Origin of the sequence: Vreelandella azerica (assembly GCF_013112225.1) — a bacterium.
GTDB classification, from domain to species: Bacteria; Pseudomonadota; Gammaproteobacteria; order Pseudomonadales; family Halomonadaceae; genus Vreelandella; species Vreelandella azerica.
Window position 1 is genome coordinate 66,228 of record NZ_JABFHI010000003.1, and the last position, 24,402, is coordinate 90,629.

25 protein-coding genes, 1 tRNA gene and 4 pseudogenes are annotated in these 24,402 nt (G+C 54.4%); 16 read left to right on the forward strand and 14 right to left on the reverse strand.

Annotated elements, in window-relative coordinates:
• Positions 1-342: 342 nt before the first annotated feature.
• Genes HLB35_RS08275 through HLB35_RS08285 form a run of 3 tightly spaced genes read left to right on the forward strand, consistent with a single transcriptional unit; the run spans position 343 to position 1,604 of the window.
• Entirely contained in the window at positions 343-729 is a 387-nt protein-coding gene (locus HLB35_RS08275) for a hypothetical protein (RefSeq protein ID WP_171702237.1), read from the forward strand.
• Positions 726-1,139 carry a hypothetical protein gene (locus tag HLB35_RS08280; RefSeq protein WP_171702238.1) on the forward strand — a complete coding sequence of 138 codons (414 nt, stop codon included), beginning with the start codon at positions 726-728 and terminating at the stop codon, positions 1,137-1,139. Before HLB35_RS08275 ends, HLB35_RS08280 begins: the two co-directional genes overlap by 4 nt.
• 12 nt (positions 1,140-1,151) lie before the next feature.
• Positions 1,152-1,604, forward strand: coding sequence for a helix-turn-helix domain-containing protein (locus HLB35_RS08285; protein ID WP_171702239.1), 453 nt, complete (start codon positions 1,152-1,154; stop codon positions 1,602-1,604).
• Between the two features lie 81 nt (positions 1,605-1,685).
• Here HLB35_RS08285 and HLB35_RS18855 read toward each other — a convergent pair.
• Together HLB35_RS18855 and HLB35_RS18860 are read right to left on the reverse strand one after the other, a co-directional pair.
• A pseudogene (locus HLB35_RS18855) lies at positions 1,686-2,215 on the reverse strand (IS630 family transposase).
• Positions 2,216-2,295: 80 nt separating this feature from the next.
• A complete protein-coding gene (locus tag HLB35_RS18860) occupies positions 2,296-2,697 on the reverse strand; it encodes a helix-turn-helix domain-containing protein (RefSeq protein ID WP_328731156.1) in 402 nt (133 codons plus the stop codon).
• An 83-nt stretch (positions 2,698-2,780) separates the two neighbouring features.
• On the opposite strand from HLB35_RS18860, the gene HLB35_RS08295 reads away from it, so the two are divergent.
• Both HLB35_RS08295 and HLB35_RS08300 read left to right on the forward strand, forming a co-directional pair.
• Positions 2,781-3,743, forward strand: a complete 963-nt coding sequence (locus HLB35_RS08295) for a DUF262 domain-containing protein (protein WP_171702240.1) — start codon at positions 2,781-2,783, stop codon at positions 3,741-3,743.
• Positions 3,709-4,368, forward strand: coding sequence for a hypothetical protein (locus tag HLB35_RS08300; protein WP_171702241.1), 660 nt, complete (start codon positions 3,709-3,711; stop codon positions 4,366-4,368). Before HLB35_RS08295 ends, HLB35_RS08300 begins: the two co-directional genes overlap by 35 nt.
• A gap of 1,095 nt (positions 4,369-5,463) precedes the next feature.
• Here HLB35_RS08300 and HLB35_RS08305 read toward each other — a convergent pair.
• The 7 genes and pseudogenes from HLB35_RS08305 to HLB35_RS08325 all read right to left on the reverse strand — a co-directional run bounded on the left by HLB35_RS08305 (position 5,464) and on the right by HLB35_RS08325 (position 12,542).
• Positions 5,464-6,141 carry a restriction endonuclease subunit S gene (locus HLB35_RS08305; RefSeq protein ID WP_171702471.1) on the reverse strand — a complete coding sequence of 226 codons (678 nt, stop codon included), beginning with the start codon at positions 6,139-6,141 and terminating at the stop codon, positions 5,464-5,466.
• Positions 6,119-6,808: a restriction endonuclease subunit S gene (locus HLB35_RS08310; protein WP_216601458.1), complete on the reverse strand. Its 690-nt coding sequence runs from the start codon at positions 6,806-6,808 to the stop codon at positions 6,119-6,121. Before HLB35_RS08310 ends, HLB35_RS08305 begins: the two co-directional genes overlap by 23 nt.
• A pseudogene (locus HLB35_RS08315) lies at positions 6,809-8,436 on the reverse strand (class I SAM-dependent DNA methyltransferase).
• 202 nt (positions 8,437-8,638) lie between these two features.
• Positions 8,639-9,340, reverse strand: a complete 702-nt coding sequence (locus HLB35_RS17175; protein ID WP_328731383.1) for a type I restriction-modification enzyme R subunit C-terminal domain-containing protein — start codon at positions 9,338-9,340, stop codon at positions 8,639-8,641.
• A gap of 35 nt (positions 9,341-9,375) precedes the next feature.
• A complete protein-coding gene (hsdR, locus tag HLB35_RS17180; RefSeq protein WP_328731384.1) occupies positions 9,376-11,154 on the reverse strand; it encodes a type I restriction-modification system endonuclease in 1,779 nt (592 codons plus the stop codon).
• Positions 11,091-12,164 carry a DUF4145 domain-containing protein gene (locus tag HLB35_RS17185; RefSeq protein WP_328731386.1) on the reverse strand — a complete coding sequence of 358 codons (1,074 nt, stop codon included), beginning with the start codon at positions 12,162-12,164 and terminating at the stop codon, positions 11,091-11,093. Before HLB35_RS17185 ends, hsdR begins: the two co-directional genes overlap by 64 nt.
• A gap of 159 nt (positions 12,165-12,323) precedes the next feature.
• Positions 12,324-12,542: a hypothetical protein gene (locus HLB35_RS08325; RefSeq protein WP_171702242.1), complete on the reverse strand. Its 219-nt coding sequence runs from the start codon at positions 12,540-12,542 to the stop codon at positions 12,324-12,326.
• A 504-nt stretch (positions 12,543-13,046) separates the two neighbouring features.
• Between HLB35_RS08325 and HLB35_RS08330 the strand changes: the two genes are divergently transcribed.
• Positions 13,047-13,508, forward strand: coding sequence for a nucleoside deaminase (locus tag HLB35_RS08330; protein WP_171702243.1), 462 nt, complete (start codon positions 13,047-13,049; stop codon positions 13,506-13,508).
• A gap of 137 nt (positions 13,509-13,645) precedes the next feature.
• Here the strand turns inward: HLB35_RS08330 and HLB35_RS08335 are convergent, their stop codons facing one another.
• A complete protein-coding gene (locus HLB35_RS08335; protein ID WP_171702244.1) occupies positions 13,646-14,395 on the reverse strand; it encodes a CLCA_X family protein in 750 nt (249 codons plus the stop codon).
• A gap of 218 nt (positions 14,396-14,613) precedes the next feature.
• Here HLB35_RS08335 and HLB35_RS08340 point away from each other — a divergent pair, with 218 nt between their 5' ends.
• Together HLB35_RS08340 and HLB35_RS08345 are read left to right on the forward strand one after the other, a co-directional pair.
• Positions 14,614-15,093, forward strand: coding sequence for a hypothetical protein (locus tag HLB35_RS08340; RefSeq protein WP_171702245.1), 480 nt, complete (start codon positions 14,614-14,616; stop codon positions 15,091-15,093).
• Between the two features lie 25 nt (positions 15,094-15,118).
• Positions 15,119-15,496: a hypothetical protein gene (locus HLB35_RS08345; protein WP_171702246.1), complete on the forward strand. Its 378-nt coding sequence runs from the start codon at positions 15,119-15,121 to the stop codon at positions 15,494-15,496.
• A gap of 84 nt (positions 15,497-15,580) precedes the next feature.
• Here HLB35_RS08345 and HLB35_RS08350 read toward each other — a convergent pair.
• A tRNA-Pro gene (locus tag HLB35_RS08350) sits at positions 15,581-15,657 on the reverse strand.
• A gap of 127 nt (positions 15,658-15,784) precedes the next feature.
• Positions 15,785-16,788: pseudogene (ispB, locus tag HLB35_RS08355) on the reverse strand (octaprenyl diphosphate synthase).
• Between the two features lie 290 nt (positions 16,789-17,078).
• On the opposite strand from ispB, the gene rplU reads away from it, so the two are divergent.
• The 4 genes and pseudogenes from rplU to proB all read left to right on the forward strand — a co-directional run bounded on the left by rplU (position 17,079) and on the right by proB (position 20,214).
• The gene (gene rplU / locus HLB35_RS08360) at positions 17,079-17,390 is read left to right on the forward strand and encodes a 50S ribosomal protein L21 (RefSeq protein ID WP_171702247.1); all 312 of its coding nucleotides are present in this window, start codon (positions 17,079-17,081) and stop codon (positions 17,388-17,390) included.
• A gap of 43 nt (positions 17,391-17,433) precedes the next feature.
• Positions 17,434-17,691, forward strand: coding sequence for a 50S ribosomal protein L27 (gene rpmA / locus HLB35_RS08365; RefSeq protein WP_171702248.1), 258 nt, complete (start codon positions 17,434-17,436; stop codon positions 17,689-17,691).
• 156 nt (positions 17,692-17,847) lie between these two features.
• Positions 17,848-19,034: pseudogene (cgtA, locus tag HLB35_RS08370) on the forward strand (Obg family GTPase CgtA).
• 46 nt (positions 19,035-19,080) lie between these two features.
• Positions 19,081-20,214: a glutamate 5-kinase gene (proB, locus tag HLB35_RS08375; RefSeq protein ID WP_171702249.1), complete on the forward strand. Its 1,134-nt coding sequence runs from the start codon at positions 19,081-19,083 to the stop codon at positions 20,212-20,214.
• Positions 20,215-20,238: 24 nt separating this feature from the next.
• Here the strand turns inward: proB and HLB35_RS08380 are convergent, their stop codons facing one another.
• Positions 20,239-21,279, reverse strand: a complete 1,041-nt coding sequence (locus tag HLB35_RS08380) for a DUF1853 family protein (RefSeq protein ID WP_235937086.1) — start codon at positions 21,277-21,279, stop codon at positions 20,239-20,241.
• Positions 21,280-21,367: 88 nt separating this feature from the next.
• Positions 21,368-21,838: a PepSY domain-containing protein gene (locus HLB35_RS08385; RefSeq protein ID WP_171702250.1), complete on the reverse strand. Its 471-nt coding sequence runs from the start codon at positions 21,836-21,838 to the stop codon at positions 21,368-21,370.
• 212 nt (positions 21,839-22,050) lie between these two features.
• Here HLB35_RS08385 and HLB35_RS08390 point away from each other — a divergent pair, with 212 nt between their 5' ends.
• The 4 genes from HLB35_RS08390 to HLB35_RS18330 are packed head-to-tail and all read left to right on the forward strand — an operon-like array spanning position 22,051 to position 24,400.
• The gene (locus tag HLB35_RS08390; RefSeq protein WP_328731390.1) at positions 22,051-22,338 is read left to right on the forward strand and encodes a PepSY domain-containing protein; all 288 of its coding nucleotides are present in this window, start codon (positions 22,051-22,053) and stop codon (positions 22,336-22,338) included.
• Between the two features lie 24 nt (positions 22,339-22,362).
• Positions 22,363-23,037 (forward strand): winged helix-turn-helix domain-containing protein, encoded by a 675-nt coding sequence (locus tag HLB35_RS08395; protein WP_171702251.1) that lies wholly within the window; start codon positions 22,363-22,365, stop codon positions 23,035-23,037.
• Positions 23,034-23,714: a hypothetical protein gene (locus HLB35_RS18325; protein WP_328731392.1), complete on the forward strand. Its 681-nt coding sequence runs from the start codon at positions 23,034-23,036 to the stop codon at positions 23,712-23,714. Before HLB35_RS08395 ends, HLB35_RS18325 begins: the two co-directional genes overlap by 4 nt.
• Positions 23,597-24,400 carry a sensor histidine kinase gene (locus tag HLB35_RS18330; RefSeq protein WP_328731393.1) on the forward strand — a complete coding sequence of 268 codons (804 nt, stop codon included), beginning with the start codon at positions 23,597-23,599 and terminating at the stop codon, positions 24,398-24,400. The genes HLB35_RS18325 and HLB35_RS18330 overlap by 118 nt, the downstream gene beginning before the upstream one ends.
• Positions 24,401-24,402 lie beyond the last annotated feature (2 nt).

The following is a 24,402-nucleotide window of genomic DNA, read 5'->3' on the forward strand; positions in this document are numbered from 1 at the left end:
CATTCCTGAACTGCCCCCCTCACCGTCATTCCCGAATGGGGTAATCGGGAATCCACCTTGACCTTTTCCGCCGAAGCCACCCAACCCAAAAGCCACAATGGATTCCCGCTAAAAGCATGCGGGAATGACGGAGGTGGGCCACAAACGTAGGGCGGCTTCGCGAAGCAAGCCACCAACTCGCCGCAGGCGAGCGGGGTTAGCAGACAGCAAGCTCAGCACAGCGCCTTTGACGATAGCGACAAAAGTATTATCCCCAGTATCACAAATTACCAATTGTAACCTATAGAAACATGCTGCATTAGCTGATAATGTGACTTCAAAGACGCCAAGGAAGAGCACCTAATGACGCAAGACGCGACAACCACCCAAACATCACTCCGCCAGCCCGGTATATCCAGGTTGGCTTATCAATACGTTGGCAGCCCAATCGCCCAGCTAGCGACACTATCAGTCTGTGTCCCTATCAACTCGGCACATGCCAATAACGACGATCCAGCTCCCTACAGCGTGGTGAACTACCCAGCGTTATTGATTTGGGCAAAACTTGCTCGCGCGCGAATTCTGGATATGTGGCAGGTATATGCTTATGCGCATCTAAAATCAATGGGTTGGAAGAAATGTGGCGCGTCGGATAATACTGTTAAAAGCGCAACGGTGTTCATCCAATATCAGGATGCGCAGTCCAATCACTGTTATGCCTTTAAAATGAAACATGAGTTCTATAAATGAGTGAAATAAACAAACAACATATCAAAAATAGAGTGGAAGATTGGGAGCAACGTATAGAAAGCGTCTTTTCGCTTGTAAAGAATTCGTTGTCTGGCAACTCGGAAATTGAATTTGTTGAAAATAAAACACTACAGATGAATGAGGAGTTGATGCAGAAGTTTGGTGTCTCTCCTGTTTCTTTGCCTGTTCTAGAGGTTAAGCGGAAAGGTGTTCTCGTTGCATCTTTTAAGCCGATCGGATTATGGGTAATCGGTGCCAATGGACGGATCGATATTTTAACTAAAGAAGGTTCTTATATATTGGTTGACCTAGAAGGTAAAGATAAACCATCGGATTGGCGTGTTTACACACCTAAAAACAGGAAGAAAAGCATACCTTTCGATAGAGAATTTGTGCTAGGGCTGATTTAGTCATGGGTATTTTTGACGAACTGGAAGCGCAATACAATGATATTGATAACAAATTTGCATCAATTGAGTTCGAAGCTACCAGTAGAGGTTGGAGAAAAAAAAGAAGAGAAGTATAAAAGGAAGCGAGAACTTAATGATCAGGCATATTTTCTTTTTATGTTCTCTCGATTTGAAGATAGAATAAGGGATGAAAGCTCTCAACTAATAACAAGGAAGCAGACCTTTATAACATCATGGAAGCAACGAGCTGTATGGGATATTCTGCCAAGTGCATCAAGAGGTGAAATGCCGTTCAAGAAGCGCCTAGCTCTGTTGTTAGAAAAAGGTGGAAGCGACTACAATTTAGTTGTTGATTATTATAAAGAGCGTAATTCAATTGCTCACGGTGGTAACTTCATTTCCCCGATAAGTATGCCTAGCGTAATCTCAGAGCTAAAAAGGCTGCACCGGGCAGTCAAGGCATAACAAATTGCTGCACTCGGATAAATTACTCGCTGTGCTCATAATTTACCGGTGAGCAAGGCGTTATAAATACAACGTAAGTAGTTATGCAAAAGTTATCGTGTTATCTACGCCATAACCGTTACAGACGCCTTTCACCGCCTGACAGAGCCTATCGAAAGAGCTATAGGCCGTCAGTGGTAACCAGCGATATTTGATTTCACGCCAAAGAATTTCGATCAGATTCAACTCAGGCGAGTATGGCGACAGATAAATCAGGTGAATACGGTGGGTCATCCAATCAATGATTTTCCGTCGAAATGCCTTGGAGTGATGCATTTTGGCATTGTCTAGCACAACAACAGCGAAGGCATCAGGATCTTTCTGTGCTGCAAATTGGTCAAACGCCTCTATAACCGTTTCACTATTCACCGTGTCCATTGTCATATGATGAAAGAACATCCCTTTTCTGGATAAAAACCTAATACATTCAATCTCTTGCTATGAGAGTAAGCAGTGACTTCCCAGGGTTGCCCTATTGGGCTCCATGCATAAGGCAGTGATGAAGACTGCGAAAATCCAGTTTCATCAAAGAAGTAAAGATCACAGGTGCCGCTGTCTTCCCATTCTTTCAGCGTTGATCAGGCCTTGCGTATTGCGGAAATCTGTCTCGTCACGCCGTGCCTTCAGCGAGTAGCGAACACGTTTACAACTGTTACCGTTTTTTTAGAGCACGACGTAGGGTATCTCGACTGACCACTTTCCCGGTTTTTTCTTGAAACTTGGCATGCAGCACCGGCAACTGATGAGGATGATCTTCAACAAGCTGCTGCAATAACGCTATCTCGCCATCATTGAGAAGGTTTGGCCGCCCGTCGCGGGGTTTGTCTTGCAGACCGTCAATACCGTCTGCTTCCCACTGGGATAGCCATGTCGATACCGTATCGCGCTTGACCCCGAGAATGTCACGAATTTGATTGATCGTGTGCCCTTTATGGCTCAATAAGATGGCATGAGCGCGACGGCGTAAGGCTCGCTTTTCACCGTACTGATAAGCGTTATTTACAATGCGCTGTTGGTCTGGTGTCAAAGAGATGAAGCGTAACGGCTTGGACATGATGTATCTCCTCGTTGAGTTACATCTTTATACCCTATAATTATTGCATAGGCACTTAACCAATGGAGCACCATAGAAAAGCTATGAGAACTGCAGAGTTAACGCCAACAGCACAAAAAATTGACCGTCTTATTAGGCGGATCGATGAGGGCGACATCAAAATTCCAGCTTTTCAACGTGGTTATGTTTGGAATCAAAGCCAGGTAATTGAGTTGTTGGAAAGTGTTGTCGCTGAATTTCCAATAGGTAGTGTTTTGTTGTGGAATACGGAAGAAAAGTTGAAGTCCACGAGAAACATCGCAGGATATAAGATTCCAGAGAGAGGAGAAAACTACCCCGTAAACTATGCGTTGGATGGTCAACAGCGCATGGCTAGTATTTATGGCGTTTTCAGCCAACAAACTGTTCAGGAGCCTGATGATACAGGATATAATCCCAATCCTGATATTTTTGAAATTAGCTACGATTTTATCTCTTCTTCTTTTGTTCCAAACAATGAAGTTAAGAATGCAGACGCGGCTATACCATTGCGGTCTCTGCTTGACGTACAAACTCTGATACCTGCTTTGGGTAGCTTGGATTCAAAATATCATCAAAGGGCTCAATCGCTCGCCTCCCAATTCCTAAATTATGAAGTCCCCGTCGTCACGATTGAAAATCGAAATAGAGAGGATGTCGGTCTAATTTTCGAAAGAATCAATAATACAGGGACAAAGCTTGGCCCCTTGGATTTGATGACCGCTTGGACATGGACCGATGACTTTCACCTTCTCGAGGCCAGCAACAGTTTGTTGGGAGAGTTGGAAGATAAGGGCTTTGGCGGGATTAAGCACAAAGTAATATTGCAGATAATATCCGGAGTTATTCAGGAAACAACTATAAGTAAAAATATTCTTAACCTTAAAGGGGAAGATGTACGCGACAACTGGGATAGAATTGTTGATGCAATAAAGAAAGCCATTGATTTTCTGGCAACTGACTTGAAGTGTCTTCATTTGGACTTTTTACCATATGCAGCAACTGATACCCTTAACCTGCTTTTTTGACTCTATTAAAAGGCCGACTGCACAGCAAATATCACAAGTTAAACAGTATTTCTGGAAAACATCGTTTTCTAATAGATATACTTCTGGTCAGTCAAATGCAAAAATGGACTCTGATATTGAGAGGATTAAGGAAATAGCAGACGGTGAGTCGAACGTCTTTTCGTCTTATGAGTACACCGTTACAGAAAATACTCTAATAAACACAAAGTTTTCGAAAGCAAATCCTTTGACTAGGGCGTTTCTTCTTCTGATGGCGCAATACCATCCTGTTGACCTTGTAAAAAATCAAAGGGTAGATTTAGGAACGTCGCTCGCAAGCTACAACAGAAAAGAATATCATCACGTCTTTCCGCAGGCATACTTAAAATCTAAAAGTGTGCATCATGATGATATTTTTTGTGTCTTAAATTTTTGTTTCCTTTCGTCTGATTCTAATAAGGCGATTTCAAGAAAAGCGCCATCGACATATTTTGAGACATTAGTCCCGCAAGATACCTTTACTGACGTACTATCAAGCAATGTATTGCCAATAAATAAAACGATTTATCAAAAAGATGATTATAAAACGTTCATAGATCGTAGGGCGAGTGAGGTGGTATCTAAAATAGATGAGCTTACCGCCTAAGATGAGTATCTATAACAATCACAGTCACTCGGACACCCTTGTCTACGCTCCTTCGTCGCTTCGGCAAGGGTGTCGGTGCTGTAAGCGTTGAGGCTGTAGGAAAAGGTCTAAGGCCTATTTTGAGTCGAAATTGGACAATAAATAAGCTAAAAATAGGGTCTATTTTTAAAATCTGGAGCACTTATGATTGAAAGCACTCCTAGATTTTACGTAGGAACGCGGTCGGACAAAGGGGCGGGAGTTTTTCTACAGACTCGTTAAGTGTGTACACAAAGAGTGAGTTTTGAAGTTTTAAATAATCTATAAAAATATCACTGGCCTTAGCTGCCCGATTTTCGGTTATCAGTGGAATGCGCCAGCCATAGAGTCTGATGAAGCGAAAAAAGTAATACTGTTTCTCGAGAATAAGTGTGTTCTCAGGTAATGCAATACATGGCGGAGGCGCTTTTATTAGTCTCGGAGGTTGATTCCAGGACCTGCTCTAACAAAGGCTAAATACGGCGACGGTTTTAAGAGGCAAACGAGCAAAGGAGTTGATTGCGGGTGGAGCAGTTCAATTTATTAGTCGGCCTGTTGTTTGGGAGGCTTTATGAGGAGTTCCCTGTAGCTCTACGAGTGACGCCTGCGCAATTTCTCGAGGAAGCAATCGAAGAAGATGATTACGGGGCTCATTCAATTTCGTAGAGTATTTTGAGAGCACCGTAAGGTGGCTCGAGACTGCCGGGTATATTTGGGTCAATCAGGATCTTTCCGACGATGCAGGACCAGAGTTCGATGTCGTGCTCAGTGAGAAAGGATTAGAATCTTTGCGCAGGGTCCCTATATCACTCGAGGGAACGGCATCTATTGGTGAGCGGCTCTCAAGTTTCGGGCGGTCAAAAGCTTCTGAAGCTATTGGTACTCTAGTTTCCCTTGCGATTACGAGCACAGTTAGCGGAGGCAGCATTTCCTCTTAACGGTAGATGTCATTCAAGTTTATGCCCGACCAGGCAATAGTCTTATGGGCGCTCTAGTCGGGCGCCGCTAAGCGCAGCGTAAAGCGCTATATCAATTGCTCCTAAAAAGCTGCTCTTAAGCCATTAACCTCGCTAGCCGCTAATCACCATCAGCCGCCTTCTTCACCACCTTACGCGGTTTCTTTTTCCCGGCCACCGCCGCCCGCTCAGCCTGGATACGTTTCAGCAACGCCTCGGCTGAGTTCTCGCCGCTAATCAGCTCGGGGTTGTCCTTGCGCCACTGCTCGGTAAGCTCGCCGCGAAAGGCCTTGGCGAGTATCGACTGGGTGAGGTTATTAACGCGGGCCAGGGCGTTATTCACCTGCTGCTCGATCCGGTCAGCGTGGGCGAAGAGTTCGTCTACGCGGCGGACGATTTCGGTTTGTTCAGCCATAGATGGGTGTGGCAATAGCATGGATTTTAGCTCCTTTACTCCCTTTAGATTGGGAATCGCAGAGCCTGTGCTATTTGCAAATATTGCTTTTTGAAATTCAGGCGAACGGAATACTAGCTTGAAAAATTTATCATCATAAATATGATTGTTAAGACGAACTCGAAGTAGAGCTTGATTGATAACCCCTGGCTCACTCCCCGTCGGAACTTGAGTTATTCGACCCAAGCTTACGCCAGAACAGCTAATTAGAAAGTCGCCGTCTTTTACCTCAAAAGCTTTAAGTTCTTCAAATTTTTCGGGTGTAATGTAATACCTGACAAATGAACAGTCATCATTAATCGGACAATATTGCTCGTAGACTTTATAACCTGACTCTACAAATATGCTTTTTTTTCAAGGCGCTACCAAAGGGGCCTCTTTTAAAAGAAGTTTTTTTGTCGCGAAGGACTTCCTCCCATGTTATGTCTCCGAATTTTTCGAGAGATCTTCCATCACGCCACTCTTCCGTCAACTTCCCACTGACCGCCGCAGCCAGCACAGACTGACGAAAACGCTTGAGAATCTGCGGAATGCGTTCAAGGCGGGTTTGGGTGGTTTCCACCTGAGCCAGCAGGGTATCGAGTTTATCGGCGATGACTTTTTGTTCGGCTATAGGGGGCACGCTAAATTCAAGTTCTTTTAGAAACTTGAAATGACGTGAGTAACCTTTGTTGGGAATCTCTAGTGATCGGAGCTGGAGATAAGCAAACCGAGGTATAAAGTATGGTTCAGCCTTTAGAATTTTTGTTCCATCTGCCCCTGGTACAAAACTGAAGTCGATCCACTTCACTGCACGAGTATGATCGCCAAAGACAATCAGTGGTTCAGTAACTGAAATCAGTTTTTCAGAGTCATCGACATAGCCGCTAATCTTCCCTTGGCCTTGATCGACAACAGGGTACTTGCCGGTAGGAGTACAATCCTTTGTTTTGACCTTTTTGCCAGTCGTGGATATCTGGGTGAATCCATCTGCGGCTATTATATTTTTCCATTCTGAGGGTTGGGAGTTCATTTACTTCACCTCTCCCATCACTTCCCGCAAAAGCACCTTAGCCCCATCCGCCTCCTCTTCAGCACCAAGCTCCCGCATCAAAGCATCAAGCTCCCCCAACGCCTGCACCAGCTCACCCATAGCCTCACCCGCCAGTACCTCCGGCGCGGGTAGGTTGGCGGCGTCTACGCTGTCGCTGTCTTTTAGCCAGCTGATATCCAACGAGTCGCCCTTGTGCTCGGCAATCCACGCCCGGCTGAAACAGCGCCAGCGGCTGTGAAGCATGCGCTCGTCCACGCCCTGGTTTTCATCCGTGGCCTTGGTGGCTTCCGGCAGCTCGATCTTGTCCGAGTGAAAGCTGTATTCGCCTTCCTGGCGCGGGCTGTCGCCATTGGGGCTTTCGCCATAGACGGCTTCAAACGGCTTCAGGTGCGTTTCACCGAACGGCGTGCGTTTGCCAAAGCTGGGCATATTGGTGCGCAGGTCATACACCCAGACGTTTTCCGTGCAGTACTCTTCCTGATACTTGTCTGCCGCGCTGCCCTTGGTGAAAAAGAGCACATTGGTTTTCACGCCCTGAGCGTAAAAAATACCGGTGGGCAGACGCAGTATGGTGTGCAGGTTGCACTTGTCCATCAGGTCGCGGCGTACCTCGGTGCCCACACCGGCTTCAAACAGCACGTTATCCGGCAGCACCACGGCGGCGCGGCCACCGGGTTTGAGGTTGCGGTAGATATGCTGCAGAAAGGCCAGCTGCTTGTTGCTGGTTTTATAGGTCAGGTCGTCGCGGGTGATGCTGGCATCGCCGCCCTTGCTGGTGCCAAAGGGCGGGTTGGCGAGAATCATATCGGCCTTTTCCAGCCCGGCACCTGCCTGGCCCAGGGCGTTGCCCAGGTGCACCACGCCTTCGTCGTCGCCTTCCATGCCGTGCAGCAGGCAGTTCATCAGCGCCAGGCGGCGGGTGCCTGGCACCAGCTCGATACCCACATAGGCGCGGGTGGCCTGAAAGGTTTTCTGCTCGCCGGTCAGGTCGTAGAGGTCATCGGTGTGGGCCTTGATGTACTCGTGGGCGGCAATCAGAAAGCCCGCCGTTCCCGCTGAGGGGTCCTGAATGCGCTCACCGGGCTGGGGCTTCAGGCAGTTGACCATGGTGTTGATCAAGGCGCGGGGGTGAAATACTGCCCCGCGCCGGATTTGGTTTCGTTGGCGTTCTTTTCCAGCAGGCCTTCGTAGAGATCCCCCAGGCCATCCTGCTGGGCGCTGAACCAGTCGATCTGATCCAGCGTCTTGATCATCTGCTCCAGATGGCGCGGCTCGCGCAGCCGGGTCTGGGCATCGGCGTAGATGGCGCTGATCAGCGGGTCGCTGTGAATCAGGCGCCCCGTGCCGTCGCGGCCACTGGAAAGGCTGAGCAGGATGCGTTTGTAGTCATTCAGCAGGTCAAGGCCGGATTTACCGTTCAGGTCGCTCCAGCGGCAGCCCGCCGGCAGCGGGTGCTTTTTCAGGGTGCCGGCTTCGGTATTCTCATGCACCATCTTGATAAACAGCAGCATCACCAGCTCAGTGACGTAATCCGAGTAGTTGATGCCGTCATCGCGCAGCACGTCGCACAGGTTCCAGAGTTTCTGGACGATATCGTTGTGGGTCATGGGGTTCCGGTGTTTTTTAAGCGCGTTCAAGGAACAGCGCTACATGTATAAAAAGTGGCAAAATCTTTGCACGTTGTGGGCGGCATGTATAGAAAAGCCGGTTTTCTATACATGCCAGCCGACCTATGTCGAAAAAAAGCCCAAAAAATCGACATAGGTTGGGGCTATGTCGATGGCATCAACATAGCCTTCACAAGCCACATCAGGCGCTCTGCTCTGGCCACATGGTCTCGTTCAACTCCTTCAGCACGCTATCCAGCTGCTCGCCGAGTATCTTGTCCATCTGTTTGGCGCCGCCGTCATCGGCAAAGCGCTGGTTGACGAACTCCCGGTCGATAATCACTTCGTGGACGAGCTGCTTGGCCAGGCGCTCCAGCCATTTGCGCTGGTTCGGGGTCCAGTTGTGCTGGGTGAGAATGCGGTCCATGGCGTGGGTGACGCGCTGTTCAAAGGGAATCAGCGCCTCGCCCAGGGCGGCGCGGCGGATGTAGCCGATAATGCTGGCGGCGATATCCTGGTTGGTCTGGTTGCGCACCGCGCTTTGCAGGCGGGCTTCGGAATAGCCGTGGTTATCCAGCAGCAGCTTGATTTCGCGCAGCTGTTCGCGGGTCAGATCGCGGGGCTGGTTGACCACCACTGCTAGCGCCGCCGACTGGTTGAGCTGTTCCTTGATAAAGCGGTTGAATTCGTCCAGGTAGTCTTCCGGTTTGGCATGTTGGCCATAGCTCTGGCTGCGTTCGCGGATTTCGTCGTCGTGCTCGGAGATAATCGGCAGGTGCTCGCTGCCCACCAGGGCTTTGACCTCGGCCAGCTGGTGCAACAGACCGCTGTGCTGCTTGATGAAGGCGGATGCCTGACGCGGGCCTAGCTGATGCAGGTGGCTGTGCAGGGCTTTGGGTTCCACGCCCCAGCTGTGTTCCAGTTCAGCGAGTTTATGCTTCAGCGGTGGGCTGTTGTCGGCTTTTTGTCGGCCTTGCGCAGTACCCGCATGACCTTCTGGCTGAGCTGGTTGAGCACCACATCGGCCTGGCTTTCCTCCGGGTGTCCGCCGGGGCTGGCCAGCGCCTGTTCCAGCTGGTCATCATCAGTGAGTTCTTCTACCAGCTGCTCCAGGGTGATATGCGGGTCTTTGACCAGCGGCTTCATGGTGTTCACATCCTGCAGGGCGGCATAGATATCCACCGGGTCGTAGATGCGGAACACCGTCTTGCCGATCTCATCGCAGCGGCGGGTGGCGCGGCCAATCATCTGTTCGTACAGGATGCGCGAACGAATCCGGCGCATAAACACCAGATGGCTGATGCGCGGTACATCAATGCCGGTGGTGAGCAGGTCGACGGTGATGGCGATATTGGGGTAGCGCTCGTTCTTGTAGCGGCGGATAAGCTGCCCGACCTTTTCGCTCTGGCCGGTGATCTTGGCCACCGCCGCCTCGTGGTAGCTGCCGTTGTAGAGCGCTTTGAAGGCGCTATCCAGCTGGGTTTTCACCATATCGGCATGCAGGTCAGTGGCGCAGAAGATCAGGGTCTTTTCGTCGCCGAAGGGGTCGAGCTCCTGCACCAGCTGTTCGCAGATCACCCGGTTGAAGTTTTCGTTGATCACCCGGCGGTTGAAGGCGTCCACCTCAAAGTTGAGCTCGTCTTCCAGCTCGGTGGTGTCGATTTCGCCGGTGCGAATGTTGAGCGTGTCCACCGGCTTGCCTTTTTCGAAGGTGATGCCGTTCTGGGTCAGCAGGGTTTCATAGCGGATGGGCGGTTCGTGGTCGATCAGCCAGTCGTCGGCTACTGCTTCACGGTAGGAGTAGGTGTAGACCGGCTTGCCGAAAATCTCGCTGGTGTGCCTGGCCGGGGTGGCGGTGAGGGCAATCTTTACCGCATCGAAGTAATCCAGCACCCGGCGGTAGCTGGAGAGGTACTGCTGGGAATCCCGGGTGGCCAGTTCGCCTTCGGTCATTTCCTGGTCGAGGGTGTAACCGCGGTGGGCCTCGTCGATGATAATGCAGTCGAACTGATCAATCGGCGGCGCTGCGTCGCTCATGAAGATGCGCTTGACCATGGCCTGCACGGTGGCCACCTGAATGCGGGTTTCCGCCTCGGCGGCCATATCGCCCAACTCCGCGACGTTGTAGATCTTGCTGAGAGTGTGGTTCTGCTCCAGCGGCGCTTCATTAAAGGCATCAAGGGCCTGCTGGCCGAGGGCGGTGCGGTCGACCAGAAACAGGATGCGCTGGAAGCGTTCGGCTTTCAGGAAGCGGTACATCAGGCCGATGATGGTGCGGGTCTTGCCGGTGCCGGTGGCCATGGCCAGAAGTGCGGTGCGCTGGCCGTGGGAAAGGGCATGTTCGGTGGCGGCAATGGCCTTCTGCTGGTAGTCACGCAATTTCAGGTAGCCAAAGGGTTCGGCCTGCAGGCGTTTTTCAGCGTCTTCCCTGTCGCGCTGGAGCATGTCCAGCAGGCCACCTGGGGTGTGAAACCGGGGCAGGGCGCGGCTTAAGTGGCTGGGGTCGCGAACATCGCGGAACCAGGTGCCAGAGGTCTCCGCCAGCTGCGGCACATAGGGGCGACCGTTGCAGGAATACACAAAGGGCACATGATAGTGGCTATCTTCCTCGGCAGGCCAGGCGATGGTGCGGCCGATCAATTCCCAGGCGGCGATTAGTGGGGCGTCGACCTTGAGGCCTTTGCTGTAGCGTTCGGCCTGACGGATCTTGCCCGCCACGTTGGTGTTTTCTTTTTGGCTTCCACCACGGCAATGGGGGTTAACCCGGCAAACAACACGTAATCAGCCCGGCCACGCTGTTGAGCGTCGCTCTGGGTGGGCCATTCGGCAATGGCCCGGTAGGTGCCTTTTTCCGGGCGGGCCCCTTTCTGGTAGGTGATCTCCTGGCTGTCGGCTTCCCAACCGGCATCCTGCAGCTGTTGGTCAATCAGGATGCGGGTGACTTCTTCGCTCATCACCAGGCTATAGCTAGCCGCCTGAGTCTTTCTGGCCACCTGCTGGCGCTGCTGGTCGGCACTCTGTGCGTCCTGTTGGGCCAGCTTGTGTTGCAGGGCGCTGATTTTCTGCTCGTAGGCGGTTTGCTGCTGGCTCAAGGCCTGTTCGTGCTGGCGGGCCTGCTTGGCCAGGGCGCGGGATTCTTCATCCATGGCCAGCGCCAGGGCTTCGTATTCGGCTTTTTCTTTCTCGATCAGCTGGCTGAGCTGCTGGCTGCTGTCCAGCTCGCTGTTGGCCTTTTGCAGGTCGTGGCGGAGCTTTTCGATATCGCTCTGCAGCTGGCGCAGCTGGGCGCTGGGGTCAGCGGGCGGGATAAAGGGGCCGGGCTTGAATTGAGCACCCGCTTTGCCAAAGGAACGGTGAAACCAGATGGCCAGATCGCGGGCCACCCTGAGGCCACTCATGGCCTCTTTATGCTGGGTGCGAAACTGGTGGGTGGCCTTGTTACCTTCAACCCGCAGGATGTGGAACAGCTCCTTGATCTGCGGTTCCAGGCGCAACTCACGGTTCAGGCGGTAAAGGAGCTCCGCCTGGGTGGTCTGGTCATCAAAGGGGATACCGGAAAGGGCGGCTAGATGCTGGGAGAGCGCCTCGCCCAGCTGGCGCAGCTTGATCAGGGTGGTGTTGGGGTCGCTGGCAAAGGCACGCTCAGCGGATTCCGCCAGCTCCACAAACAGAGCATTATGCTCGTTGAGAAACGCGAAGTTCTGTGATGTCGGGTTGCTGGCTGGCACACACGGCTCCCTTTGCTGTCGCACTTGTCCATTAATCAAGATGCTTCAATGTATGCTGCCAGCTTAAGCCTTTATCCGGTTCAGGTGAAATGAATAGCCTGGGTGTAAACTACTGGCATGGCCTCGCATAGCAGGCCACGAGGCGCATGCCATGTGCGATTATTGAAGAGTGTTGCCCTCTTCGATCATGCCTGTGCCAACGCTTTCGCCGTCCTTGAACCATTCCAGCTGGTTACCATTGATCTCGGCTGCATAGCAGCCGTAATCGGTGTCGGGGTAGCAGACACCGTCTTCGGTGATCTCATAGTTACCTCCACCGGAGGCATCTTCGTAGGTGCCATCCTCGGCGAAGTAGCTGTTATAGATGCCTCCGCCCATGCCCCCTTGAAGGTATTGCCGACCAGCGCCGAGCGCACTTCCTCCTCGCTGGACGCGGCCATGGCCGCCGTGGTCATCGTGCCCATTACAACAGCCGCTGCAAACGCGCTTCGTGCCATCATGGATATGCTCATCAAGTATCTCCCGTCTGAACGTTCAATGGATTGACCGTGTTTCAGTCAGACGCTCCGTCGATAGACTGGGCTATCAGGCGGCCTACTTAAAGTTAGCGCCACGGGTACAGTCAATACATTCCTGTACAGGATGTCCAGGCCTTGTTTAATATTTGTGATGGATTTGACGGCATTTCTGTGATCTTGTGCACTCGAAAGAACCTGCTTCCTGTGGTCCTGTTGCGCTTTGTGACGCTCATCGAATCGAGTTCGTGAAAGACGTTCGAGGATAGACACTTGCCGAGTGGGTTGATTGATTTTATTGAAAATATACGTGGGGTTCCTCAGGTCTTAAACACCGCCAATACGTTCGTTCAAAAAGGAGAAAGCCATGACACATCAGGAATGGGTAGCGCAGTGCATCGAGCTTGCTCTCGACAACGCTAAACAGGGGCAGGCGCCTTTCGCCGCTCTGGTAGTGCAGGATGGTCATTTGGTCGGAACAGGCGTCAACGATGTAAAAGCTACTCAAGACGTGGCCGGTCATGCCGAGATTCGGGCGCTTCAGGCTGCTGCCAAGTACATGGGTACCAGGCGCTTAGCGGGATGTGTGCTCTATACCAGCTGCGAGCCTTGCCCCATGTGTCTGGGTGCCATTTACTGGAGTGGCATCACGCAGGTTTATTACGGGCTCTCTGTCGCGGAGCAGGCGGCATTCGATGAGCTTCCAGCGTTTCAGTACGCAGAATTGTGCCGCGTTGCCCATGAACGCCGTGTTCAGATGGTGCAGGCCACCCCCGATAACATAGATCCTCGTCGCCCCTTTAACCATGCGTACAGCGCCGGAGCGTAGGCACCAGCGCTGGCACATTCTATGTGGAGAGGCTCAGGCTTTGTGGCTATGACGCCACCGCGCCACAAGGTCAATCAATGACCATTTTCCCTGCAGCCAGGGTGACAAGCGCATGGAGAGGGGAATAACAGAAAGCTTCACCCAGGCTTTTCCTGCTCCCGGTAGAGCGCTTGACCAAGTGCTGAGAAATACCTCTCGAAGGCCTGATTAATTTGCTGGCGCTGCCGTCCCTGAGGGTATAAGCCCGCATGAGCCTCATCGGACTGGATAGTGCCGTTCACCAGGAAACGGTTGCCGGGCTGGCAATCTTCCACAAAGGCTTCGAATGCCCGGGCACACATCTCCTCAGGCCTGGCGTAATACAGTACTTTTAACTGGTTATCGGCTTTCTGTGACGCCTCAAAAAGCTGACTGGGTGCGGTGCCATCATCGGTGAGTAAGACCGCCTTGAGGCAATCGGCCAGCCGCTGATTGAGAGGGTGGCGCCTTTGCGCCGTTCCTTCCAGCCAGGCACTGGAGGCGAACTGAAGAGGGGCGGTATGAAGAAAGGCTTTCGCCCCTATGTAGTGATCAAACGCGTGAAACCATTCGTGGGCCAGGCTTCCGGCACCGGCATTTTTGGCCAGCGCCAGCTGTCGGCTGGCAGGTAAATAATGCGCGGCCACACCCAGCTGGCCTCCGATGCCATATTGCAACCCCAGGGTGCCACGCAGGGACACCAGGTGTTCCGGGCCCTGGAGTGCCGCCATTAAATCTTCCAGTGCGTGCAGGAAATAACCGGCGGCACGATCACGCTCAGCCGGTGTGACCCAGCGTCCGATTTCGATACTTCGAAAATCAAATCGGCGTCGTATCGTGACGAAGGAAATATCCGCATGAGCTGTCATGAATGTCTCCTTCGGCTTAATGAAGGCACCGCCTTCGGTACGACGACTTCATGCCAACGCAAACGAGCAGATTTTTTGAACGGCTATATTAACACGCCAGTCGTTTATATATTCTACAGCGGCCTATAGCCGTGGGACAGGGCGTATCCTGAGCAACCTGTTTGATTGCCGGATGAATATGCAGTGGGCGATGCCAGGCACGTCCGAAGGAATCCTTTATGTACACGGGAGAGCAACATCTGATGAATGATCTGCACGAACATGGCGTTGGCCTTGATGCCAGCGTAGAACGTCATACGGAATCTGAAGCCATTGTGGATACTGACAGTCGCTCTGCGGCTGTTGACGGTCATGAGTATCCCGCCTTATCCCTGGAAGAGGTCACCCCACGGGTGGACGATATTCTGGAAGCGGCCAAAACCCTTACCTCGGCAGCAAAAAAGCGTGAGAAAAATCTTGTTGAAAAAGAGGAAGCCGAGCAGGCCGCAAGGGCGCTTCAAAAAGAGGCCAATGATGCCTTTGAGGCCCGCCTGGCAAAACGGGTGACAGCGGAGATGCGCAGCTTTGAAGAGGTTCAGAAGGACGTATTGAAAGCATTGAAAAAACTCGACAAGGCAGTGGAAAGCGCTGATGAAGAAACGGAAAAATCACAGGGCGCTTACAAGGAATTGCTGAGCATTATTACTCCGCCAAACTAAGCGCTTTAAGCAAACGGGGAAATATATGCGTACTAATGTATCCAGCAACGCCGTTATCAGCTTACCCCAAGCGATGGCGCATTCCGGTGATATTCTGACAGCCGCCCAGAAGCTCGCATCAGCGGTACATAAGGCGCGCAAGAAACGCCTTGAGGAAGAACAGGCCCGCGAATTGGCAGAGCGGCTTCGTCACGAAGTGAGAGAGGCAATCAAGGCCTTGCCGGAAGGCGATTACTCGGGGCATCTTCACATTGAAAAGACAATCCAGAGGGAACTGGTAAAAGCGAACAATGACGTTGACCGGGCTATTGATGGGGCGAACAGGCAGGCAGAGAAGTCTGAACAGGCTTATGCGGATCTGCTAGCCGTACTTTTGAACAGCCGCGCTGGCCAGTCAGGCTGACTGTTAGGGGCTGTTGACGTTTCATCTTCAACCAAAAACGGCCACTTGCTTTATTAGCTAAGTGGCCGTTTTCATTGAATTCTTTGGTCGGAATAGCAGGATTCGAACCTACGACCTCTGCCTCCCGAAGGCAGCGCTCTACCAAGCTGAGCTATATTCCGATGCGTTGCGGTATGTGCCGTTCAACGGAGGAGGATAATACGGGGCGGTGTGGCTTTTTTTCAAGCCCTGTTGGCTGAAAACTGTTGATTATAACGCCAGCTGTTGTTGCTCTTGATCAATTCTTGATCAGGTGTCGCGGTCTACGGCGAGGCGGGCAAGATGTGCCATGGTATCGCGGAAGGGACTAGGGGGCAGGGCGTCCAGCTGTGCCAGAGCCCGGTCGGCCATTTCATCAGCGCGGGCACGGGTGTAGTCCAGGGCGCCGGTGGTGTGCACAATCTCAAGCACTGCATCCAGCTGCTCCAGCCCGCCTTTGCGAATCACCTGACGAATCAGCTTGGCCTGTTCGGGAGTGCCGCGTTCCATGGCGTTGATCAGTGGCAGCGTTGGCTTGCCTTCGGCCAGATCGTCGCCCACGTTCTTGCCCATGGCATCCGCGTTGCCCTGATAGTCCAGCAGGTCATCCACCAGCTGAAAAGCTAGCCCCAGATAGCGGCCATACAGCTTCAGGGCTTCTTCCTGTTCGGGGGTGGCGTTGGCAAGCACGGCGCCGCTGTGTGAGGCGGCTTCGAACAGCATGGCCGTCTTGCCCTGAATGGTCTCGAAGTAGTCGGCTTCAGAAATGCTCGGGTTGCCGATATTGGTCAGCTGCTGCACTTCGCCTTCAGCAATGGTGCAGGTGGCGGCAGACAGGATGGCCATGATGCGCATGGAGCCTACATCGACCATCATCTGAAAGGAGCGGGAATACAGAAAGTCACCGACCAGTACGCAGGGGCGTTGCCCCAGGCGTCGTTAGCAGTTTTCTTGCCGCGCCGCAGGTGCGACTCGTCGACTACGTCATCGTGCAGCAGGGTGGAGGTGTGCATGAATTCAATCAGGGTGGCGAGCAGGATATGTTTATCTTCCTGATAACCAAGCGAGCGCGCTGCAAGCAGGACCATCAGCGGGCGAAGACGCTTGCCGCCGCTTTCAATAATATATTCGCTGATGGTCGCTACCAGTGGCACTTTGGAGCTGAGCTGTTCAACAATGGTGCGGTTAACCGCGATGAAATCATCCGCCACCACGGCGTGCAGCGGGGCAGGAGAGGAGCTGGCAGGCGAGGTTGGAGAAGCGTTCGCAGTCATTGATTCATTCATCGCGGCAGGTGAAAGTGGCGACAGCGCCAAATAGAGTTGATGTCATGCTATGGTCAGCTCTGTTGGCCGTCAAGCCGTGTCAAAAAAGCCAGCCATTGACAACGGCCAGAATAGTTGTAGTACGCGGGTAAAGTCGCTATAATTCGCGGCCCGCTCATCATGCTCCCTGTCAGATGGCTGCCGAAAGGGGCGCTACTCGCAGCAGGTCGATCAAGAGCCACGCAGATGAGCGCCGTGGCAATGTGCCGCGGCATTTATAAGCCGTCTCGGAGAGAAACATGTACGCAGTCATTAAAAGCGGTGGTAAGCAGTACCGCGTTCAGGAAGGTCAGACACTGAAGCTCGAGAAGCTGGAAATTCCGACCGGCGAAATCATCGAGTTTGACGAAGTTCTGCTGGTAGCAGACGGTGACGACGTTACCGTTGGCGCTCCGCTGGTTGAAGGCGCTAAGGTATCCGCTGAGATCGTTGATCATGGCCGTGCCAAGAAGATCAACATCATCAAGTTCCGTCGTCGTAAGCACAGCATGAAGCGTCAGGGCCACCGTCAGTGGTTCACTGAAGTCAAAATTACCGGAATTTCTGCGTAAGCAGTCATTTTCTAGGTTATTTCCTTTGTAGGAGGTTTTTACCATGGCACATAAGAAGGCAGCGGGCTCCACGCGTAACGGCCGCGATTCCGAATCCAAACGTTTGGGTGTGAAGCTTTTCGGCGGTCAGGCCGTCGCTCCGGGTAACATCATTGTTCGTCAGCGCGGCACCAAGTTCCATGCGGGCGCGGGTGTTGGCCTGGGCCGTGACCACACGCTGTTCGCACTTGACGAAGGCGTTGTGAAGTTCGAGACCAAAGGCCCGAAAAGCCGCAAGTTCGTCAGCGTTGTTTCTGCCTAAGCATTTTTGCCAGGCAAGACGTTGAACAGGAAAAGCCCCGCTACGGCGGGGCTTTTTGTCTGCTAACGTCATTGACGTTTGAAGCCCGCTTTTAGCGGATGCGCAGGGCAGACATCTGGAGGCAACCGGCGGCGAAAGCGGCCAGGAGAATATTCCATGCAATTTGTCGATGAAGCTTCAATCATTGTTGAGGCCGGCAAAGGCGGTAACGGCTGTTTAAGCTTTCGCCGCGAAAAATACGTACCCAAGGGCGGCCCTGACGGTGGTGACGGTGGCCACGGTGGCAGCGTCTACCTGATTGGTGATGATGCGCTGAACACCCTGATTGATTTTCGCTTTCAGCGTTTCTACAAGGCTGAAAACGGCCAGGGCGGTATGGGTCGCCAGATGAGTGGCAAGGCAGGGGAAGATCTGCACGTCAAGGTGCCGGTCGGCACTACGGTGATTGATGAAGATACCCTGGAAGTGATTGCCGACGTGACCGATATCGGCCAGGTGGTACTGGTGGCGGAAGGGGGCGTCGTGGCTTGGGCAACATCCACTTCAAGTCTTCCACCAACCGGGCGCCCAGGCGCACAACGCCGGGCACCGAAGGCGATCGCCGCAACCTGCGCCTGGAAATGAAGGTGATGGCGGATGTTGGCCTGCTGGGGATGCCCAATGCGGGCAAATCGACGCTGATTCGTGCAGTGTCGGCGGCCAAGCCCAAGGTGGCCAACTACCCGTTTACCACCCTGGTGCCGAACCTGGGTGTGGTCAAGCTGGGGATGCATGAACACTTTGTGATGGCCGATGTACCGGGCCTGATTGAAGGCGCCTCTGACGGCGCGGGCCTGGGATTGCGCTTTCTCAAGCACCTGACCCGTACCCGTTTGTTGCTTCACGTCGTGGATGTCGCGCCCTTTGATGAATCCGACCCGATTGAAGCCGCACAGGCCATCGTGCATGAGTTGGGGCAGTTTTCACCGGCCCTGGCGGAGCTTCCGCGCTGGCTGGTGCTGAACAAGTTTGACCTTCTGCCGGAAGATGAGCGTGAAGCGCGCGCCCAGTCCATTATTCAGGCGCTGAACTGGGAAGGTCCAGTGTTTCGTATCTGTGCCATCAGCGGCGAGGGTACTGATGCTCTGGTGCAGGCGGCGCACCGTTGGTTGACCGAGCAGCAGCGTCTGGAGCACGAAGACGAGGAAGCCCATGCCCGTGAGCAGGAAATGCGTCGGCGTATGGAAGAGGAGTCGGTGGCACGTACTGAAGCGCGGCTGGGTCGCAAACGCAAACCCCGTGACGCGGATGACGATGATTTCGATGATGATGACTATGATGTGGATGTGGAATACGCACCCTGAACACCTTGCATCATAGTGAGGGAAGCGACGGTATGGGAGAAAGACTGTGAGCGAGCATGAGCTGGGGCGGGAAAGTCTGAGTCGCGCGCGCCGCGTCGTGGTCAAGATCGGTAGCGCCCTGTTGACCAACGACGGGCGTGGCCTGGATACCGATGGCATCGGTGGCTGGGTTGACCAGATTGCCGAGCTGCATCAGCGCGGTGTTGAAGTGGTATTGGTCTCGTCAGGGGCCGTGGCGGCGGGCATGGTGCGCCTTGGCTGGCAGGCACGGCCAAGTGCGGTGCATGAGTTGCAGGCCGCCGCTGCAGTGGGACAGAACGGCCTGACCCAGTGCTATGAGCAGCATTTTGCCCGCCACGGTATTCTGACCGCCCAAGTCCTGCTGACTCACGATGACCTTTCCAACCGCAAGCGCTACCTGAATGCGCTCTCGGCCCTGCGCACCCTGGTGGAAATGCGGGTGGTGCCGGTGATCAATGAAAATGACACCGTGGTGACCGACGAGATCCGCTTTGGCGACAACGATACGTTGGGGGCGCTGGTCGCCAATCTGCTCGAAGCCGAAGCGTTGTTCCTGCTGACCGACCAGGAAGGCCTGTTTGATGCCGACCCTCGCCACCATGCAGACGCTCAACTTATTGCCGAAGGCTGGGCCGATGACCCGCGTCTGGTAGCGGTGGCAGGCACCGGTGGTGCGTTAGGGCGCGGTGGCATGAGCACCAAGGTGCGCGCTGCCCAGCTGGCCGCGCGCTCCGGTGCTGTCACCGTGATTGCCAGTGGCCGCCAGCCGAATGTTTTGACCCGCCTGATGGCCGGTGAAGCCCTGGGCACCCTGCTGCGCCCTGAGCAGGCGCCGATGGCCGCGCGCAAGCGCTGGCTGGCGGGCCAGCTGCAGGTGCGCGGTTCGCTGGTGCTGGACGCCGGTGCGGTCAAGGTATTGCGTGATAAAGGCTCCAGCCTGCTGGCGGTCGGTGTGCGTGAGGTGCAAGGCAGCTTCAAACGCGGCGATATGGTGCTCTGCGTGGATGAGCAGGGCACTCGGGTAGCCAAAGGGCTGGTCAATTATGGCGCGGACGAAGCGCGTCGGCTGGCGGGTAAACCCAGCCACCAGATCGAAGCCATTCTGGGTTATGTTGAGGCCCACGAGCTGATTCACCGCGATAATCTGGTGATTGTCTGATCCAACCGGCTTGAGGCTGGTTGGCTAAGGCGGCGCTGGGAGCGGGATATGCGTTGGCCACTGATTGGGCACAATAAAAATACGTGTTGTCTGGTCGTCGGCAGGGGTATAGCACATCAGCTGCTGCGGCCAGCGCTTTGGGCCTGTTTGCTTTTGGTCTGCGTATAGGTGTGTCTGCTCTACAATCTCTGCCAGGGAGTGCCATTGCTCCAGCGGCGGTGGCGCCAGCCAGTGAGGTTTGGTCAGCCAGGTGGCCAGAGTGTCCGGTGCAAGACTTGCGGCCAGCGCTGGCCAGTCGCTGGCATGGCACCAAATACCACGACGATGTTCCGGCGTAGCCCCTTCCGGTGGCGGTAAATCCGCATGCCACGGGTAATAAAGAATGCCTGGCATGGCCATCTGATGCGCTATTGCCACAGGTTCGGGGCCGTTATTTGCCAGGCTGTCGCGCGGGGTAAGCCAGTGGCGTAAGGCGCGCCGGGCGTCTGCCGTGGTGGAAAGCGGCAACTGGCGATGCTGCATGTGGTAGCGCTTGATATCGAGGCTGTCGAATCCGCCGGGGCCAATCCAGCGGCTCTGGCTATCGGCGGCCCCCGGCCCGTCCGGTAACCCCAGATAAAACTTGATGGCCACTTCAAGATGAATGGGCGTGGGGTTCTGGCAGGTGCGGTAGAGCATATCCAGCTCACCGCGGGTATTGCGCTGGGCAAAGATGCGTACATTGCGGGCCAGTAGCCGCGTGCCAGGAGCGTGGTCAAGCAAGTAATGCCACAGCCGTTCATGGTAATGGCCCATCCGCGCGTGGCGCAGTTCACGCAGTGGCAGATGATGTAGGGCATCCTGCTGACAATGCAGCCAGGCATCAATATCAGCCGATGACTGCAAGCCCAGGGTTGCAAGGCTCGGGCGCCCGGGAATATTCCCCAGCGTCACCAGATCCGGCGCGTTCAGCAGCCAGGCCATATCGCGCATCACGCTACTGCGCCAGCCTGATGGCACGCCTTCCAGTGTGGCAGAGTGAGTGTGTCCGCCTGTGTCATCCTGTGGCAGGAAAAAGTGTCTCAAAAGGCTTGCCTCCTGTAGCACCATCACCGGCGTAGCCGCTGGCCAACGCCGATGATGGTTGAGGTTATCCTGCCACTAATGCCCGGTGTCAGTCACGTTCGATGTGGCTGATTTGAGCAGCACCCTGGCGTAGCCTGATTTCAAGCTCGCGCCCATTGGCATCCCGGCCTTCAATGTCGATCATACCGCTTTCGTCAATCGCGATTTCTTCAAAGGTTGTCATGCCTTCTGAGCGGGCGAGCTCAAAGGCTGAACGCACCTCCTCGTCACTCATGCCCCAGGCACCGGTGATCAGGCGTTCGCGTTTTTCACTTAGAGTGTCGCCGTTTTCCAGATCAAAACGAACCTCGGCGTTCCATTCATCATCCAGCCAGCCTTCTACTTCAGCCTGCCCCGGGCGTTTGATTTCGATTTCTTCAAGATAGGTAAACCCATAAGCGGAAGTCCGTTCAAGAATGTGGTCGATGCGGTTGATATCCATGGTGTCGTCCGCCTGGGCAGTGCCGATAAACAGCAGGGCCGCGGCGGGGATCAGCAGAGCTTTCTTGATAGAGGTCATCATATTCTCCTTGGGTGAATCAAACGTCACGCATGTGGATTGAAAGGAACGTCAGCGTGACCGTGATCACTGTTATAGCACTGCTTGGCTTACCTGGAGCTGACACCTGGGTTCATCGACGGTTCATGTTCCTTTTGGCATGCTGAGTAAATGATGAGATTTGATCACTACCTTTATCGCCGTGCCCTGAAGGGCGGCCTGCTTGCCTTGGGGTGCCTGCTTTTTCTGCCTCCCCGTGGGCAGACCAGCACTGGCATTCGCTGCATGATGATGTCCAGCGAGGTGAAGTGGTGCCCCTGGAAAATATTCTGGACTGGCTGGAAGCGCACTATATCGGCGACGTGCTGGAAGTGGAAGTCGAACGGGATGACGGTGAGGTAGAGTATGAAATCAAGCTGCTCGGTGAGCGGGGCCAGATTGTTGAGTTCGAGTTTGATGGCCACACCGGCCAGCTGATGGAAATCGAGGGAGTGCACATTGATGCCATGCGCAGGCCGTGATGCGCCCTCTAAGGAGGATGTCATTTGAAATGCCTGTTGGTAGAAGATGACCTGGCTTTGGCGGGGGCGCTGATGGATGTTCTGCGTCAGGGCGATTGGCTGGCGGAATCTGCCGCCACCGGCCAGGAAGCGGATTTCCTGGTGCGTACCGAAACCTATGATGCTGTCATTCTTGATCTGGGCTTGCCCGATGGTGACGGCGTGCGCTGGCTGAGTGCCTGGCGAGAAGGCGGAATCAACCTGCCTGTGTTGATCCTGACCGCCCGCGAGCGCTGGGCTGACAAGGCGGCAGGATTTTCCGCCGGTGCCGATGATTATGTCACCAAGCCTTTTGAAGCCGCTGAAGTGCTGTTTCGCCTGCATGCGCTGGTAAGGCGTAGCCACGGCCATGCCCATCCGCTGCTGAGCGTGGGTGAGTTGACCCTCGACACCCATACTCAGCACGTTGCTCTGGCCAGTCGGCCGGTGTCGCTAACCGCCCAGGAAACCCGCTTGCTGTGCTATCTGATGCAGGCGGCGCCCCGCGTGGTTAGCCGTACTGAGCTTTCCGAGCATGTGTATGATCGCGATCATGAGCCGGATTCCAACGTGATTGACGTCCAGGTCAGCCGTCTACGCCGCAAACTGGGAGCCTGGCGGATTGCCACCCTGCGTGGTCAAGGATATCGGTTGCTGGCGGAGCCACTTGATACGCCATGACGCGACCTAGCCTGACTCACTATCATCGTCGCTGGAGGCGGCGTTCGATTGCCAGCCGTTTGCTGCTCGCTGCCTTATTGATCGTGGGCCTGGCGCTCCCTGCGGCGGGTATTTTGCTGTCCCAGCATTATCGTGAAGCTGCCACGCAGGGGTTTGATAACCGCCTGACGGCAGTGCTTAACGTTCTGTTGGCCGGGGTGGAAGTTGATCCGCAGACGGGCAAGCTGATGATGGATCGTGCGCTGGGCGATCCGCGCTTTGAGCAGGTGTTCTCAGGCTGGTACTGGCAGATCAGTGATGGCGGCGAGCGTACTCTGACCTCACGTTCGTTATGGGATCAGCGCCTGCCCGTGCATAGCGGTGAAAAAGCCGCGAATACCCTGAGCGGCCCGCGCGAACAAACCTTGCGGATGGTTGAGCGCGTTATCCAGTTGGCGTCGCTGCCATCTGTCCTGCATGTCAGTATCGCCGCCAGTGATGCGGAACTGAACGCTGATATTCACTCCTTCAGCCAATGGTTATGGGCTGGGCTGGCCGCATTGGGGGCGTTTTACTGGTTGTGCTGGCGCTGCAGGTTCGCTGGGGGCTGTCCCCACTGCGCCGCTTGCGCGCTAATCTGCAAGCCATTCATGACGGACGCGCCGAGCAGCTGCCCAATGACTTTCCGGATGAGTTGAATGCCCTGGCCAGCGCAATGAATGCCTTGCTAGCTAGAGATCAACGCCTGATTGAGCGAGGGCGGCATACAGCAGGCAATCTTGCCCACGCCCTTAAAACCCCATTGAGTGTGATGCGTTTGCAGCTCGCCCAACTGCCAGAGGCCCAGCGGCCTCGCTGGGAGGCAGAGCTTGCGCGTATTGATAATGCCGTTCGTCATCACCTGGCAAGAGCATCAGCGGTAGGGGAAGGTGCCCGCATAGCCCCCTTGAAGCTATCCACCACCCTTGCACCTATGCTTTCAGGCCTTGCCAGGCTGGCCCAGCGGCGCGGGCTCACACTGTGCTCCCAATGGCATGGGGAACGCTCTGTCTACCTTGATGAGCAGGATGCCCAAGAGCTGGTTGGCAATCTTCTGGATAATGCGCTGCGCTGGGCAAGCCATGCGGTCATGATGGAAGCTGCCTGCCAGGGGAAGTGGCTGACCCTGCAGATCAGCGATGATGGCCCCGGCATGACGGATGAGCAATGCCAAGCCGCCTTTGAACGCGGCAGCCGCCTTGATGAGCGGCGCTCGCAGAGCGGTTTAGGGCTTTCCATCGTGGCAGATCTGGTGGCACTCTATCAGGGAGAATTGACGCTATCACGGGCAGCACAGGGAGGGTTGCAGGTCACCGTGATGTTGCCTGTCGTAGCACAGCCTTGAGG

Excerpts from the sequence above, each read along its gene's own strand:
- HLB35_RS08275 (WP_171702237.1), top strand. The coding sequence starts at position 343 with ATGACGCAAGACGCGACAACCACCCAAACATCACTCCGCCAGCCCGGT.
- HLB35_RS08280 (WP_171702238.1), top strand. The coding sequence starts at position 726 with ATGAGTGAAATAAACAAACAACATATCAAAAATAGAGTGGAAGATTGG.
- HLB35_RS18860 (WP_328731156.1), bottom strand. The coding sequence starts at position 2,697 with ATGTCCAAGCCGTTACGCTTCATCTCTTTGACACCAGACCAACAGCGC.
- HLB35_RS08295 (WP_171702240.1), top strand. The coding sequence starts at position 2,781 with ATGAGAACTGCAGAGTTAACGCCAACAGCACAAAAAATTGACCGTCTT.
- HLB35_RS08300 (WP_171702241.1), top strand. The coding sequence starts at position 3,709 with ATGCAGCAACTGATACCCTTAACCTGCTTTTTTGACTCTATTAAAAGG.
- HLB35_RS08310 (WP_216601458.1), bottom strand. The coding sequence starts at position 6,808 with ATGAACTCCCAACCCTCAGAATGGAAAAATATAATAGCCGCAGATGGA.
- HLB35_RS08325 (WP_171702242.1), bottom strand. The coding sequence starts at position 12,542 with ATGGGCGGAGGCATCTATAACAGCTACTTCGCCGAGGATGGCACCTAC.
- HLB35_RS08330 (WP_171702243.1), top strand. The coding sequence starts at position 13,047 with ATGACACATCAGGAATGGGTAGCGCAGTGCATCGAGCTTGCTCTCGAC.
- HLB35_RS08335 (WP_171702244.1), bottom strand. The coding sequence starts at position 14,395 with ATGACAGCTCATGCGGATATTTCCTTCGTCACGATACGACGCCGATTT.
- HLB35_RS08340 (WP_171702245.1), top strand. The coding sequence starts at position 14,614 with ATGTACACGGGAGAGCAACATCTGATGAATGATCTGCACGAACATGGC.
- HLB35_RS08345 (WP_171702246.1), top strand. The coding sequence starts at position 15,119 with ATGCGTACTAATGTATCCAGCAACGCCGTTATCAGCTTACCCCAAGCG.
- rplU (WP_171702247.1), top strand. The coding sequence starts at position 17,079 with ATGTACGCAGTCATTAAAAGCGGTGGTAAGCAGTACCGCGTTCAGGAA.
- rpmA (WP_171702248.1), top strand. The coding sequence starts at position 17,434 with ATGGCACATAAGAAGGCAGCGGGCTCCACGCGTAACGGCCGCGATTCC.
- HLB35_RS08385 (WP_171702250.1), bottom strand. The coding sequence starts at position 21,838 with ATGACCTCTATCAAGAAAGCTCTGCTGATCCCCGCCGCGGCCCTGCTG.
- HLB35_RS18325 (WP_328731392.1), top strand. The coding sequence starts at position 23,034 with ATGACGCGACCTAGCCTGACTCACTATCATCGTCGCTGGAGGCGGCGT.